The 14682-nt window shown below is 36.9% G+C and carries 17 protein-coding genes; 10 read left to right on the top strand and 7 right to left on the bottom strand.

Going from position 1 to position 14682, the window contains the following annotated elements:
- Positions 1 to 36 precede the first annotated feature (36 nt).
- Complete coding sequence (locus KP712_RS04020) at positions 37 to 1074, bottom strand: ABC transporter substrate-binding protein (protein WP_111407476.1); 1038 nt, start codon at positions 1072 to 1074, stop codon at positions 37 to 39.
- 92 nt (positions 1075 to 1166) lie between these two features.
- The gene (locus KP712_RS09230; protein ID WP_353886413.1) at positions 1167 to 1448 is read right to left on the bottom strand and encodes an aminotransferase class IV; all 282 of its coding nucleotides are present in this window, start codon (positions 1446 to 1448) and stop codon (positions 1167 to 1169) included.
- A gap of 30 nt (positions 1449 to 1478) precedes the next feature.
- Between KP712_RS09230 and KP712_RS09225 the strand changes: the two genes are divergently transcribed.
- Positions 1479 to 1565, top strand: a complete 87-nt coding sequence (locus tag KP712_RS09225) for a hypothetical protein (protein ID WP_353886412.1) — start codon at positions 1479 to 1481, stop codon at positions 1563 to 1565.
- A gap of 167 nt (positions 1566 to 1732) precedes the next feature.
- On the opposite strand, the gene KP712_RS04010 is transcribed toward KP712_RS09225, so the two are convergent.
- On the bottom strand, positions 1733 to 2704 hold the full coding sequence (locus tag KP712_RS04010; RefSeq protein WP_215770707.1) for an aminodeoxychorismate synthase component I: 972 nt from the start codon (positions 2702 to 2704) through the stop codon (positions 1733 to 1735).
- A gap of 77 nt (positions 2705 to 2781) precedes the next feature.
- Between KP712_RS04010 and KP712_RS04005 the strand changes: the two genes are divergently transcribed.
- The 5 genes from KP712_RS04005 to htpG all read left to right on the top strand — a co-directional run bounded on the left by KP712_RS04005 (position 2782) and on the right by htpG (position 7838).
- Complete coding sequence (locus KP712_RS04005) at positions 2782 to 3363, top strand: anthranilate synthase component II (RefSeq protein WP_215770602.1); 582 nt, start codon at positions 2782 to 2784, stop codon at positions 3361 to 3363.
- Between the two features lie 84 nt (positions 3364 to 3447).
- Positions 3448 to 4602, top strand: a complete 1155-nt coding sequence (metK, locus tag KP712_RS04000) for a methionine adenosyltransferase (RefSeq protein ID WP_005627231.1) — start codon at positions 3448 to 3450, stop codon at positions 4600 to 4602.
- Between the two features lie 64 nt (positions 4603 to 4666).
- Positions 4667 to 5182, top strand: coding sequence for a SprT family zinc-dependent metalloprotease (locus tag KP712_RS03995; protein ID WP_215770601.1), 516 nt, complete (start codon positions 4667 to 4669; stop codon positions 5180 to 5182).
- A gap of 50 nt (positions 5183 to 5232) precedes the next feature.
- A complete protein-coding gene (locus tag KP712_RS03990) occupies positions 5233 to 5745 on the top strand; it encodes an OmpW family outer membrane protein (RefSeq protein ID WP_048953715.1) in 513 nt (170 codons plus the stop codon).
- A 212-nt stretch (positions 5746 to 5957) separates the two neighbouring features.
- A complete protein-coding gene (gene htpG / locus KP712_RS03985; RefSeq protein ID WP_215770600.1) occupies positions 5958 to 7838 on the top strand; it encodes a molecular chaperone HtpG in 1881 nt (626 codons plus the stop codon).
- Positions 7839 to 7975: 137 nt separating this feature from the next.
- Here htpG and KP712_RS03980 read toward each other — a convergent pair whose 3' ends face one another.
- Positions 7976 to 8131, bottom strand: coding sequence for a hypothetical protein (locus KP712_RS03980; protein ID WP_179222771.1), 156 nt, complete (start codon positions 8129 to 8131; stop codon positions 7976 to 7978).
- Between the two features lie 180 nt (positions 8132 to 8311).
- Between KP712_RS03980 and KP712_RS03975 the strand changes: the two genes are divergently transcribed.
- From KP712_RS03975 to KP712_RS03960, 4 genes are read left to right on the top strand one after another with little or no spacing between them, the layout of a single operon-like run.
- Positions 8312 to 8710, top strand: a complete 399-nt coding sequence (locus KP712_RS03975) for a helix-turn-helix domain-containing protein (RefSeq protein ID WP_215770599.1) — start codon at positions 8312 to 8314, stop codon at positions 8708 to 8710.
- Positions 8711 to 8718: 8 nt separating this feature from the next.
- Positions 8719 to 9063 (top strand): ArsC family reductase, encoded by a 345-nt coding sequence (locus KP712_RS03970; protein WP_215770598.1) that lies wholly within the window; start codon positions 8719 to 8721, stop codon positions 9061 to 9063.
- Positions 9064 to 9090: 27 nt separating this feature from the next.
- Positions 9091 to 10224, top strand: a complete 1134-nt coding sequence (gene dapE, locus KP712_RS03965) for a succinyl-diaminopimelate desuccinylase (RefSeq protein WP_140577900.1) — start codon at positions 9091 to 9093, stop codon at positions 10222 to 10224.
- Between the two features lies 1 nt (position 10225).
- Positions 10226 to 10906: a M15 family metallopeptidase gene (locus KP712_RS03960; protein WP_215770597.1), complete on the top strand. Its 681-nt coding sequence runs from the start codon at positions 10226 to 10228 to the stop codon at positions 10904 to 10906.
- 35 nt (positions 10907 to 10941) lie between these two features.
- Here the strand turns inward: KP712_RS03960 and fbpC are convergent, their stop codons facing one another.
- The 3 genes from fbpC to KP712_RS03945 all read right to left on the bottom strand — a co-directional run bounded on the left by fbpC (position 10942) and on the right by KP712_RS03945 (position 14588).
- Positions 10942 to 12012 carry a Fe(3+) ABC transporter ATP-binding protein FbpC gene (gene fbpC / locus KP712_RS03955; RefSeq protein WP_215770596.1) on the bottom strand — a complete coding sequence of 357 codons (1071 nt, stop codon included), beginning with the start codon at positions 12010 to 12012 and terminating at the stop codon, positions 10942 to 10944.
- Positions 11999 to 13519 carry an iron ABC transporter permease gene (locus KP712_RS03950; protein WP_215770595.1) on the bottom strand — a complete coding sequence of 507 codons (1521 nt, stop codon included), beginning with the start codon at positions 13517 to 13519 and terminating at the stop codon, positions 11999 to 12001. The genes fbpC and KP712_RS03950 overlap by 14 nt, the downstream gene beginning before the upstream one ends.
- A 70-nt stretch (positions 13520 to 13589) precedes the next feature.
- On the bottom strand, positions 13590 to 14588 hold the full coding sequence (locus KP712_RS03945; RefSeq protein ID WP_215770594.1) for an iron ABC transporter substrate-binding protein: 999 nt from the start codon (positions 14586 to 14588) through the stop codon (positions 13590 to 13592).
- Positions 14589 to 14682: the final 94 nt, after the last annotated feature.

The raw sequence follows: 14682 nt of genomic DNA, 5'->3' as shown, positions 1-14682 counted from the left end.
TGTACCTCTTCTATTTCCTGTTTTGTTTAGGGATATTTAACCTCTTTCTTTAATGTCTGATACCCATTGTTGAATCAAGCGTTTACCTTCTTTATCAGATCCAAATTTTATAAAATTCATATCTATAAGCTTAAGTTTGTCTGCGGGTGTAAAGCCTGGTGCTGGTTGGGCATAAATATTGGTCGGTAACTGATAAGAATCGCCAAATCGCCAAGGAATTTCTTGAGCTTCTTTGCTTAACACGAAATCAATAAATAATTTTGCGTTATCTAAATTACGCGCCCCTTTAATAATGCTTGCAGCCCCTAATGCGTATCCAACACCTTCACAAGGTAAAACACCTTCAACGGGTGCGCCTTTATTCTTTTCTTTAGCATAATTGAGCATGAAACCTATATCAATTGCGACATCACCTGTTGCCAAATAACTAGTTGCGAGCCCACTTTTTGTATATTGGGAAACATTGTGATCCAAGGATTTTAAGTAATCATTCGTTTTTTCTTCACCCCATAGAGAAATGAGTGTGCTTAATAATGAATAACCGGTTCCTGAAACACGTGGGTCTGCGTATTGAATTTCATTTTTGAATTCAGGTTTGGTTAAATCGGCGAAACATTTTGGTGGCGTAATCCCCAATGAGGCTAGTTTTTTAGTGTTAATGCCAATACCCATTTCCATTAGGTAAATAACAGATGTGAAATCACCGCGCTGAGCCATTAAGGATTTGAATTTGGGCATAATCTGTTTTTGTATTGGGGAGCGGTATTTTTCAAGTAAATTCAACTCGGCTGCTTGTAAATGCGGTTCAATAGTGCCCCCATACCAAACATCTGCTTGAGGATTTTCTTTTTCAGACTTGATTTTACCTAAAATGGTCCCTGTGCTATTGCGAATGAACTGTGTTTCTATTTGATATTTTTGAGCAAATGCTTTTGTCACTTGTTCACAAGTTGTATTTTGAACACTGCAATAGATGGTAAGTTTACCCGCAGCTTGAGCAGTAGAGGTAGCACTTAGTACGGCTAGCCCAAGAAGGGAAGCGAGTTTTAATGATGTTTGGAGAGGTTGTGCCATATTTTTCCTTATGATTATAGTGTCATGTTAAGCTAAGTCGCTAGGCAATATAAAATTTTAAAAAAATTTTGTAAAGAGAGGTAATACCCGTTTTAAAGTGTATTCATTGCATTAATGATTTTAATTTCGTCAAAATTGACAATATCTTCTTGAAATATTGTGCGTTCTTGAATTTTCCCATTTTGTAATAATTTTTCTCGTTGTGTGCCTAAAAGCAATGGCGTGTCTGGTGTGTACCATTTTTTTTCTTGGCGGAAAATTAAATTACCAATGGAACAATCTGTCACTTTTCCATTTTTGATAATAATAATTTCATCACAAGTGCCTCGTTGAGCAAACAATTTATTAATTAAACTGCGATCAGCATATTTCAAGCTATATTCGATATCGTCACAAATTACAGGTTGAAAAGTGCGGTAAATTTTTCGATAGTATTCAAAATATTGAATTTGTGTGGTTTTGTCATTGTAATCAATGCGGCAGCGAACTAATCGATTTTGTAAGGGCACTGGCAGTTGAATGAGTGAAAAAAGATTAAAAATTTTTACCGCACTTTTGCCATAAAATTGATATAAACTACGTTCATATCGCGCTTGGTGTAAATCGATATTTTGAATTTTCCCGTTTTCAATACAAAGGGTTTCAAATAGAGGATACATTAATCAGCACCTTCAATCGGTAAATAGACTTTTTCTAACAATTCTTCATATTCATCTTGCACATTGCTATGAATGGTAATTCCGCCTCCACTATGAAAATAAAATTTTTCATCTGTTTGAGAAATAAATCGAATTGCCACCGCACTTTGTAGTGTTTTACCATCAAATATGCCAAAAATTCCTGTGTAATAACCGCGTTTTTGTTTTTCTGCTTGTTGAATAATTTGTGTGGTTTTTTCTTTTGGAGCGCCACTTATGGAACCGGCAGGCAAGAGTGTCGCTAAAATATCCCCAATTTGATTTTGCCAGTTTTCATTCAATTTTCCGTAAATTTCAGAACTGGTTTGCAGTATTTCGCCTTTTTGTGTTTTGATGTGATCGATATAACGAAATTTTTTTACCTGAATGTTTTCTGCCACCATGGATAAATCGTTACGCATCAAATCAACAATCGTGTAATGTTCGTGTTGTTCTTTTTCATTTGTGAGTAACTGATTTTCTGCATTGGGCAGAGATGCATTAATTGTCCCTTTCATCGGATAAGTAAAAATGCTGTTGTCATGAATATTGACAAAACATTCTGGTGAGAAGCAAACAAATTGATCTTGTAACCACAATTTATAAGGAGCATTTGTTTGATGAAAAATCTGTTCAAGTGACAGATTACCTGAAATTTCAGTGGGGTAGGTGAGATTCAATAAATAAGAATTACCTTTTTGTAATTCACTTTGAACAAGTTCAAAACCTTGTTGATAACGAGAGAAGGGCATTGGATGTTTGGTAAAATTAAGAGGGAGGGGTTGTGGAGAAATCGTGCTATTTCTTTTCCCTAAAATATCAAAATAAATGCCTTGTTGTGCAGAATTTTCGAGAGGACAAATCAATGGTTTTTCTTTTTCAAAATCAACGAGAAAGAAAAATGGCGTGCGTTGTTTGCCATAATGATTAGCCTGTTCAATAAAATGTTGCATTGTGCTTTGTGCTTTGTGCTTTGTGCTTTGTGTCATTTTGCGTAAAATTGCCCGATTATAACGAATGCCGAGCGGTTATGAAATTACTCATCATTAATAATCACGATTCTTTTACTTTTAACTTGGTGGATTTAATTCGAAAATTAAATGTGCCTTATGATGTTTTAAACGTGGAAGATTTAAAGGAAAGTACAGCGGAAAAATATAGTCATATATTGATTTCACCAGGGCCTGATGTACCACGAGCTTATCCACAACTTTTTTCTATGTTGGAAAAATATTATCAGCAGAAATCTATTTTAGGTGTGTGTTTAGGGCATCAAACCTTATGTGAATTTTTTGGTGGTACATTGTATAACTTAGAGAAAGTCCGTCATGGTCAGAAACGAATTTTAAAAGTGCGGTCAAATTCTCCATTATTTTTTAGCCTTCCAAGGGAATTTAATATCGGGTTATATCATTCTTGGGGTGTACAGAAAAAAGATTTTCCTTATAGCCTAGAAGTTACCGCACTTTGTGATGAAGGTGTGGTAATGGCTATGCAGCATAAATCTTTACCAATTTATAGTGTTCAGTTTCATCCTGAATCTTATATGTCAGACTTTGGTGAACAAATTTTGCGTAATTGGTTGACTATTCCTACGACGATAAATCAATAATAGCGCTTGCTTATTAAGCTAAAATACGTATTATAGACGTCTATACGTCAATACATCTAAATTTAAAAGAAAAAGAGAGAAAATATGTCTAGCTATTTATTTACATCTGAATCTGTATCTGAAGGGCATCCAGATAAAATTGCCGATCAAATTTCTGATGCGGTACTTGATGAAATCCTAAAACAAGATCCAAAAGCACGAGTAGCTTGTGAGACCTACGTAAAAACTGGTATGGCATTGGTGGGTGGTGAAATCACAACATCAGCATGGGTCGATATTGAGAATTTAACGCGTAAAGTGATTTGTGATATTGGTTATGAACATTCTGAAATGGGGTTTGATGGCCATTCTTGTGCAGTGCTTAATGCGATTGGCAAACAATCTGCAGATATTAATCAAGGCGTTGATCGTGAAAATCCATTAGATCAAGGCGCAGGCGACCAAGGTATTATGTTTGGTTATGCCACTAATGAAACTGATGTATTAATGCCAGCTGCTATTACTTATGCTCATCGCTTAATGGAAAAACAAGCCGAAGTGCGTAAAAGCGGTAAATTAGCGTGGTTACGACCAGATGCGAAAAGCCAAGTAACGTTAAAATATGAAGATAATAAAATTGTTGGTGTGGATGCGGTTGTGCTTTCTACTCAACATTCTGAAGAAGTTAGTCAAAAAGATTTACATGAAGGTGTGATGGAAGAAATTATCAAACCTGTATTACCAAGTGAATGGCTTTCTAAAGAAACAAAATTCTTCATTAACCCGACTGGCCGTTTTGTTATTGGTGGACCGATGGGGGATTGTGGTTTAACTGGTCGTAAAATCATCGTAGATACTTACGGTGGTGCCGCTCGTCACGGTGGTGGCGCATTCTCAGGAAAAGATCCATCTAAAGTTGACCGTTCAGCAGCTTATGCGGCACGTTATGTAGCAAAAAATATTGTTGCAGCTGGTTTGGCAGATCGTTGTGAAATCCAACTTTCTTATGCGATTGGTGTGGCTGATCCAACATCTATCATGGTCGAAACCTTTGGAACTGGAAAAGTTGCGAATGAATTATTAGTGTCATTAGTTCGTGAATTCTTTGATTTACGTCCTTATGGTTTAATTAAAATGTTAGATTTAATCCAACCAATCTATCGTGAAACGGCAGCTTATGGTCATTTCGGTCGTGAGCAATTCCCTTGGGAAAAAGTGGATCGTGCAGCAGAATTACGTGTTGCAGCAGGATTAAAATAATCTTATTTTTTAATTTAGTAAATTATATAAAAGCCGCTCATCTAGCGGTTTTTTCTTTTCAATCATGACATCAATAGAGCAAATTCCATTTCGTCATTTAAAAATGCAAGTGCAACGTAAATTGAATCAGTCTTTGCAGCTTGTAGAGGGTTATTTTAAGCGAAAATTTACAATGCCTGATGTAAATTATGAGTTACGTGGAATAAAGGCAGGAGTGGCTTACCTACAAAAAAATGAAATAAAATTTAACCGCACTTTGTTATTAGAAAATGCGGATGAATTTATTCGACAAGTCGTGCCGCATGAGCTTGCGCATTTGATTGTGTATCAAATGTTTGGTAGTGTAAAACCTCATGGGAAAGAGTGGCAGCTTGTAATGAATGAAATTTTTAAGCTTCCTGCGGATACTTGCCATCAATTTGATATAAAAAATGTGCAAGGTAAAATCTTTGAATATCGTTGTGCGTGCCAAACACATTTTCTAAGTATTCGCCGACATAATAGAATAGTAAAAGAAAAGATTGAATATTTATGTAGAAAATGTAAAGGAAAATTAGTTTTTGTCGATGAAACAGAATAATTTTTGTGATATATTTTTCCAGCTTATTCAATAAATAAAGGAGTTATCCAATGAAAAAATCTTTATTAGCCGTTATTGTTGGTGCATTTGCCTTTGCTTCTGCTGCAAATGCGAATATCTATGCTGAAGGCGATATCGGTTTATCTCAAACTCAAGCAAACGGTAGCAATAATACTCGAGTTGAACCTCGTGTAGCGGTTGGTTATAAATTAGGAAATACGCGTGTTGCGGGTGATTATACTCATCATGGAAAAGTTGATGGTGCGAAAATTCACGGTTTAGGTGCATCAGTATTATATGATTTTGACACGAATTCTAAAGTTGAACCTTATGTAGGCGCTCGTGTTGCAGCTAACCAATTCAAATATGATAATCGAGCTAACCAAGTATATAAAAGTTCTTCTGAAACTAAAATTGGTTATGGTGTTGTAGCAGGTGCTAAATATAAATTAGATGGTAACTGGTATGCAAATGGCGGTGTTGAATACAATCGTCTAGGTAGTTTTGATAATACTAAAGTTAATAACTATGGTGCAAAAGTTGGTGTGGGTTACGGATTCTAATTTTTATAATACGTAAAGTTCTTTTTAGTAAACACTTTAATTTAACGGTGATCGTCTAAGGCGATCACCGTTATTCATTTCTAGATATTTTAGGAAAATGTATTGAATAAAATACGGTGAAAATTCACCGCACTTTGCTTTTCCCCTTGAAATCTTTCTTTTTATTCTTATATCTGTGACGTTCAATTTTTATCTTTATGAAGGAAAAAATTATGTCACAAAATCAAGAAACTCGCGGCTTCCAATCTGAAGTCAAACAACTACTCCAATTAATGATTCATTCTTTGTATTCCAACAAAGAAATTTTCTTACGTGAACTGATTTCTAATGCCTCTGATGCAGCAGATAAATTACGCTTTAAAGCACTTTCCAACCCTGCTTTATATGAAGGTGATGGCGACTTGCGTGTGCGCATTAGCTTTGATGCGGATAAAGGAACGATCACGATTAGTGATAACGGCATTGGTATGACTCGCGAGCAAGTCATCGATCATTTGGGTACGATTGCAAAATCAGGAACAAAAGAATTTTTAACCGCACTTGGCCAAGACCAAGCAAAAAATAGCCAACTTATTGGGCAATTTGGTGTGGGTTTTTATTCTGCTTTTATTGTGGCAGATAAAGTGACTGTAAAAACTAGAGCAGCTGGCGAAGAGGCGGATAAAGCTGTACTTTGGGAATCTGCGGGTGAAGGTGAATATTCTGTGGCGGATATTGAGAAAAAATCCCGTGGCACTGATGTGATTTTGCATTTACGAGAAGATGAAAAAGAATTTTTAAACGAATGGCGTTTACGTGAAATTATCGGTAAATATTCTGACCATATTGGCTTGCCAGTGGAAATGCTGACGAAAGAATACGATGATGAGGGAAAAGAGTGCGGTGAGAAATGGGAGAAAATTAATAAATCCGATGCACTTTGGACGCGTTCTAAAAATGATGTCTCCGATGAGGAATACAAAGAGTTTTATAAACACTTAAGCCATGATTTTGCTGATCCTGTGACTTGGGCGCATAACAAAGTTGAAGGAAATCAAGCATATACTAGTTTGCTTTATGTGCCAGCTAAAGCACCTTGGGATTTATTTAATCGCGAACATAAACACGGCTTAAAACTTTATGTTCAACGTGTATTTATTATGGATGATGCTGAGCAATTTATGCCGAATTATCTACGTTTTATGCGTGGTTTAATCGATAGCAATGACTTGCCATTAAATGTATCTCGTGAAATTTTACAAGATAACAAAATTACGGCTGCATTACGCAAAGCATTAACTAAGCGTTCATTACAAATGCTAGAAAAATTAGCAAAAGATGATGCAGAAAAATATCTTCAATTCTGGAAAGAGTTTGGTTTAGTCTTGAAAGAAGGCCCAGCAGAAGATTTTGCTAACAAAGAAACTGTTGCGAAGTTATTGCGTTTTGCTTCAACACATAATGATAGCAGCGAGCAAACTGTGTCTTTAGAAGATTACATCTCGCGTATGAAAGAAGGGCAAAAAGCTATCTATTACATTACAGCGGATAGTTATGTCGCAGCGAAAAATAGCCCACACTTGGAATTATTCAATAAAAAAGGCATTGAGGTTTTATTGCTTTCCGATCGCATTGATGAATGGATGTTAAGCTATTTAACTGAATTCGATGGTAAACAATTACAAAGTATCACAAAAGCAGATTTGGATTTAGGCGATTTAGCGGATAAAGAATCTGAAACACAAAAACAACAAAATGAAGCCTTTGGTAGTTTTATTGAGCGTGTGAAAAACTTGCTTGGTGAACGCGTGAAAACGGTGCGTTTAACTCACAATTTAACGGATACACCAGCGGTAGTTTCTACGGATAATGATCAAATGACGACCCAAATGGCGAAATTGTTTGCAGCCGCAGGGCAATCTGTACCAGAAGTAAAATACACCTTTGAACTTAATCCAGAACACCACTTAGTGAAAAAAGTAGCTGATATTGCAGATGAAACGGAATTTGCTGATTGGGTGGAATTGTTGCTCGAACAGGCTATGTTAGCAGAGCGCGGATCTTTGGAAAATCCAGCTGCATTTATTAAACGTATCAATAAGTTGTTGGCATAATAAATAAACGCCTTGGTGTAGTTCCAAGGCGTTTTTAGTTTCAATCTATTTTTGAATAGATTATTTTATTTATTTCACCACCTAACTTATTTTCACCACTTAGTTGTAAATAAGATAAATGTAGTCTTTTCTTTTTTTTATTGTCCTCCTGGGCGACGATCAGCGGCACGATCTCCACAGACTGATCCATCTTTTGCGGTTTGCCAATAATGATCACATCTTCCTGCGTTAGCAAAAGATGAAAATGTACCTAAAGCAAATGTTGCTAATAAAATCATTACAATTTTTTTCATATATACTCCAATGTAAATTAAACGTAGTATGAATAAAACACGACACTAAATTGACTTTAGGTTAAAATCTTCATGCGGTGTATATTCTTAGAAATTATAATTTTATGGATATTATGCAAAAGATAGTTGTTGTAATGATGTTCTATACTATTTGTTACTTGACAAAATATGAGGTCTAAAATGAGCGTTAATGAGAAAGTAAGATTATTCAGAGAGTTAAATCAATGGTCTCAAGAGGAAATGGCTGAAAGAATGAATATGTCTGTGGCTGGATATGCAAAAATTGAAAGAGGTGAAACGAATATAAGCCTTCATAAATTGAAACAGATAGCATCAGTTCTACAAATAGATCTTTTGGATTTGGTATCTACCCATGATAGTGGCGTTATTTTAGTTGGTGGAGAAAATAATCAAAATCATTTTCGTAATAACTATTATGGTAATCAATCGGCTGAGTTAGAAGTAGAAAAATTAAAGTTAGAATTAAAACATAAAGATGAATTATTGAAACAAAGAGAAAATGAATTAGGAACTTTAAGAGATATAGTAAATTTATTAAAACAACAAATGAAAGATTAGGGGATATTATGCTAATAGTCTATGGCATTAAAAATTGTGATACAGTGAAAAAAGCGTTGAAATGGCTGGCGGATCACAATATTGAACACAAACTTCACGACTACCGTGTTGATGGGTTAGATTTGGATTTTTTAACTCAGGCAGAAGCTCAATTTGGCTGGGATGTGTTGGTGAATAAACGCAGTACAACTTGGCGTAATTTGGATGAACAAGTTAAAAATTCTCTTGATAAAACCACCGCACTTTCCGTGTTGGTTGAGAATCCAACTTTAATTAAACGTCCAATTATTTTACAAGATAGGAAGGCTCTAATTGGTTTTAATGAGAAGGAATATCAGGCTGCCTTTGCCTAAAGTGCGGTTATTTTCTTAGGAGTTTTTATGAGAGAAAAAGTGATTTCGTTGGCGCAAGATTTAATTCGTCGCCCATCTATTAGTCCTAATGACGAAGGCTGTCAGCAAATTATTGCCGAACGTTTAGAAAAGTTAGGTTTTCAAATTGAATGGATGCTTTTTAATGATACGTTGAATTTATGGGCAAAACACGGAACGGGTGAGCCAGTTATTGCTTTCGCTGGACATACGGATGTTGTGCCTACTGGTGATGAAAATCAATGGTCGTATTCTCCGTTTTCTGCTGAGATTATTGATGGCATGCTTTATGGTCGTGGTGCGGCGGATATGAAAGGATCCCTTTCAGCAATGATTGTGGCGGCAGAAGAATATGTAAAAGCAAATCCTAACCATAAAGGCACAGTTGCATTATTGATCACCTCTGATGAAGAGGCTGCCGCAAAAGATGGTACTGTGCGAGTGGTTGAGACTTTAATGGCGCGTGATGAAAAAATTACTTATTGTATGGTTGGCGAGCCATCGAGTGCTAAAAACTTAGGCGATGTTGTCAAAAATGGTCGTCGCGGCTCAATTACAGGAAATCTTTATATTCAGGGGATTCAAGGGCACGTGGCATATCCTCATTTAGCTGAAAATCCAATCCATAAAGCAGCGCCATTTTTGCAAGAATTAACGACTTACCAATGGGATGAAGGTAATGAGTTTTTCCCTCCAACAAGCCTACAAATTGCTAATATTCATTCGGGTACAGGAAGTAATAATGTGATTCCAGGTGAGTTATATATTCAGTTTAATTTGCGTTATTGCACAGAAGTCACGGATGAAATCATCAAGCAAAAAGTGGCTGAAATGTTAGAAAAACATAATTTGAAATATCGTATTGAATGGAATTTATCAGGTAAACCGTTTTTAACAAAACCAGGTAAATTATTAGATTCGATAACCTCCGCTATTGAGGAAATTACAGGCATAACGCCAAAGGCTGAAACAGGTGGTGGCACGTCAGACGGTCGTTTTATTGCATTGATGGGTGCTGAAGTAGTGGAATTTGGTCCACTTAATGCAACAATTCATAAAGTAAATGAATGTGTCAGCGTAGAAGATCTTGGCAAGTGCGGTGAAATTTATCACAAAATGTTAATGAATTTATTGGATAGCTAAAATGAAATTAACCATTGAGATGCTTACAGGAAAGTCTCGTGAGCATTTAGTCAATTTACCCGCAACTCATTCATCAAATCATTTTTTGCAAACACAAGCTGTGCAAGCATTTCAAGGTTTGCAACAAAGTGCGGCGAAAAATGGCTTTAATTTACAGCCAGCGAGTAGTTTTCGTGATTTTGAACGCCAACAGATTATTTGGAACAGCAAATTTAAGGGGGAGCGAAAAGTCCATGATGACGCAGGCAACGCATTAGATTTGAGCCAATTAGATGACTGGCAAAAATGTCAGGCGATTTTACGTTGGTCTGCATTGCCGGGTGCTAGCCGTCATCATTGGGGAACGGAAGTGGATATTTTCGATCCTGATCTTTTGCCACAAGGTCAATCTTTACAACTTGAGCCTTGGGAATATGAAAAAGGCGGCTATTTCTTTGAATTGAGTGAATTTCTTACCGAAAATTTACCGCACTTTGATTTTGCTTTGCCTTTTATAAATATGCAGTCCAATAAGAAAGTGGGGCGGGAGCCTTGGCATATCAGTTATTTGCCGTTAGCTGAACGAGCGAGTCAACAATTTTCTCCAGAGATTTTGCAACAGGTATGGACAGGAGAAAATATTTTAGGTGCAGACTGTTTAATATCAAATCTTGAACAAATTTTTTCTGAATATATTGTTTAAAAATAAAGCCTTATCGTAAAGATAAGGCTTTATTCTTAGGCGTAAAACAGCCCTTTTCCATGCAAATAAATTGGCAGCTCATCGCCAATAGATAAATCGGGGGAAATGATGTTCTCAATCCATATTGCGTAGCCATTAATTTCAATTTGAACAGCGGTAATTTTCCCTTTAAATTCGATTTGTTTTACTTGCCCTTTGAAAAGTGCGGTTGGATTTTCCGATGTTTTAAACAGGCTAAATTGTTCTGGACGAAGTAAAATTTTACCTTGTTTTTGTAATATTGATTTATTTTTTACAGGAATATTACCTAATTGGCATTGAACGGTGTTTTCATCAATCAGATTTGCCGATAGCAGGATGTTGTCACCAATAAAACTTGCGGTTTCAATATGATCAGGCGACCAATAAAGTGTGCGAGGTGTATCAATTTGCAAGATTTTTCCTTGCTGAATTACGGCAATTTTATCCGCGTAACGTAATGCTTCATCACGATCATGGGTAACGAAAATAGCTGATGCACCACTTTGACGCAGCGCTTTTAGCATATCATGACGAATTTGCTGGCGAAGATGTTCATCTAAGGCACTAAAAGGTTCATCCAATAAAATTAGTTCGGGATTTGGTGCTAGTGCTCGAGCTAGCGCCACACGTTGTTGTTGTCCGCCTGAGAGTTGGTGAGGAAAACGTTCCGCCAGTTTACTAATTCCAGTGAGTTGCATTGCCTGCTCAATCCGCATTTTCTCTTCATCCGTTTTCCCTTTTCCATTCCCCAATCCGTAAGCAATGTTGCGATAGACATTTAAGTGAGGGAAAAGCACACCTTCTTGCACCACGTAACCTAAATGGCGCAGTTGCGTTGGCACATTCGCATTCTCGCCAAAAATTAACCGCTCTTTTAGCCAAATTTCGCCTGTATTGGGTTGTTCAAATCCGGCAATTGCGCGTAATAAGGTTGTTTTTCCACAACCAGAAGCGCCAAGCAAAAAGAGGATTTCACCTCGTTGTAAGGTAAAGGAAATATCGTGAAGAACTTGTTGTTCATTAAAAAATTTATTGAGATTTTTAACGGTTAATAACGGATTATTTATCATTTTATTTAAATGCATATTTTTTCAATAAAAACACAGGAATCCCTGAAAAGAGAACGAGCATGAGTGCATAAGGCGTTGCCGCAGCGTATTGCGCATCACTGGTATATTCCCAAACGGCAATAGAAAGGGTTTTGATATCGTTTGGTGTGAGCAAAAGCGTTGCAGTAAGCTCTTTCATTAAATTCAAAAATACTAGGGAGAATGCTGCCGCAATGCCTGGTAGCATTGCTGGTAATGTTAAAGTTCGGAAAATATAGAATGGGCTTCGTCCTAGGCTTTGTCCGACTTTCTCAATATTATCAGAAAGTTGCTCAAGTGAGGCTCTAAGTGTGGTTTGTGCCATTGGTAAATAGAGCATAAAGTAAGCCACGATGATAACTAAAAAGGTTTGATATAAGCTGTTTGCATAGTTGATTGTAAAGTAGATCAGTGATAATGCGATAACTAAGCCGGGTACGGCGTGTAATAGGTAAGGTAAGCGATCAATCCAAACGGTTAATTTGCTACGATAGCGTACGGCGGCCCAAACTAATGGCAAGGCACAAATTACGGTAAGTAATGCGCCTAGTCCTGAAATGATAAATGAATTGCTGAATGCCGATAAAAATTCTGAAAAATCACCCGCACTTTCGAGTGAAGTTCCCACAATAAGCCAGTAAATTAACATTATCACAGGTACGCCAATGCTTAAGATGAATAAGCTCGAGAAAAAACCGAAGGTTAAACATTGTTTGCCAAAGGAAAGTGTTTTTACTGGATAAGGACGAGTGACACCTTTGCCACTGTTGTAAAGTGTTTGTTTACCGCGGAAGAATGTTTCGCCCAGCACAATAATGCTACAAATTGCCATTAATACAGCTGAAAGTAGCGCTGCGGTGCTGTTATTAAAAGACATTTCATATTCTTGGAAAATCGCTGTGGTGAATGTTTGGTAATTCAAAATTGAAACCGCACCGAAGTCCACGAGCATATGTAATGCTATTAGTAATAAACTACTACCGATTGCCGGTTTCAATTGCGGAAAAATAGCGTGCCAAAAGGTGTAAGTTTGGCTTTTCCCAAGTGAAAGGCTTACTTCTTCCAGAGAGCGATCAAGTCGTTTAAGTGTGGCTGAAATAGGTAAGTAAGCGAGTGGGAAAGAACTTAATGTCATGATGCCAATCGTTCCCCAAAAACCTTCAACTCGAAAGGTTAGGCTAATCCAAGTAAAACAGCTCACAAAGGCAGGAATACAAAGTGGCAAACTCATCGCCACTTCAAAAAATGATTTGCCGAAAAAACGATAGCGTTCAAGTAAAAATGCACAAAGCGTACCGAGAAAAATGGATCCAATAGTTACGCAGACCATGAGAAGCATTGTGTTGCTCAGTAATTCCGCCATTCTCGGGCGAATAAGAAGCTCAAGGCTACGATCTAATCCGACTTCAATCGCACGGAAAAGAATATACAGAAATGGTAATAAGAGCGGTAAACCAATAAGTAAAATAATGATGGTGAGCCAAAGTGGGGGAGTTCGGGTCAAAAGATAATCCTTTATATGTGGCAACTGTATCTTCACTTTTGGTGAAAATACAGTTGCGACGTTAGCGGGCTTATTTTAAACCTGCTTCTTCAATTAATTTATTTGCTTGTTCTTTATCTTGAGCAGTAGTTGCTGAAACTACTGGCGCTTGCAATTTAGCATAAGGTTCCATATTGAATGGAGAAGTCACATCTGTACGTAATGGATATTCTGCACGTACAGCAACTAAGGCTTCTTGACCTTTTTTGCTTGCTAAGAAGTCCACGAATTTTTTCGCTTCTTCTTTATTTTTAGATGATTTTAAGATTGCAGCACCAGAGTAAGTCACTAACGCACCAGGGTCTTTATGACGAATAAAGTACAAACGAGTTTTTAAGTTTTCTGCGCCTTTTTCTTTTGCTAATGCATACCAGTAGTAGTTATTAATTAAGGCTGCAGGCACTTCGCCATTTTCAACAGCTTGCAATGCAACACTGTTTTTCGCGTAAAGTTTACCATTTTCTTTTAAGCCTTTTAACCAATTAAGCGCAACTTTCTCGCCTTTTAGTTTAACAATAGCTACAACTTGTTCTAAGAATGCTCCAGAGGTTGGTACATAACCGATTTTATCTTTCCATTTTGGTGTCGCGTAATCAAGTACTGATTTTTCCATATCTTTTTCAGATAATTTAGTGTGATCATAAACTACAACACGAGAACGACCACTTAATGCGATCCAATCTTTTTTAGGTGCCACTGGTACACCTTGGTGAGAAGTTTGTTTGATCGTATTGGCTGAAAGTGGTTCTAATAAACCCGCTGCAGAAAGTGTGGCAAATGGGGATGTCTGTTCTGAATAGAATACATCGGCTGGGCTTTTATCGCCTTCTTCTTTAAGTTGACCAGCTAACTGTTCGCTTTTAGCACTATTTAAAGTGACTTTAATGCCGGTTTCTTGCGTAAATGCATCAGCTACGGCTTTTGCTGCTTCTTTATGTTGGCCGTTGTAAACGGTAATGTCGGCAAAGCTACTTGCTGAGAATGTAAGTGCGGCGGCGAGTGTCGCAATTTTGAATGATTTTAATGTCATTGAAAACTCCTTGTTTTTGAGAATAGATCTTAATTTATATTGAATTGGCTTCATTCTATTTCTAAAATTCAATAAATGCAAATAGTTTTCAATT

It is taken from the genome of Haemophilus sp. SZY H68, assembly GCF_018829685.1.
GTDB classification, from domain to species: domain Bacteria; phylum Pseudomonadota; class Gammaproteobacteria; order Enterobacterales; family Pasteurellaceae; genus Haemophilus; species Haemophilus haemolyticus_K.
This window is presented reverse-complemented; position numbering and strand designations above follow the sequence as displayed.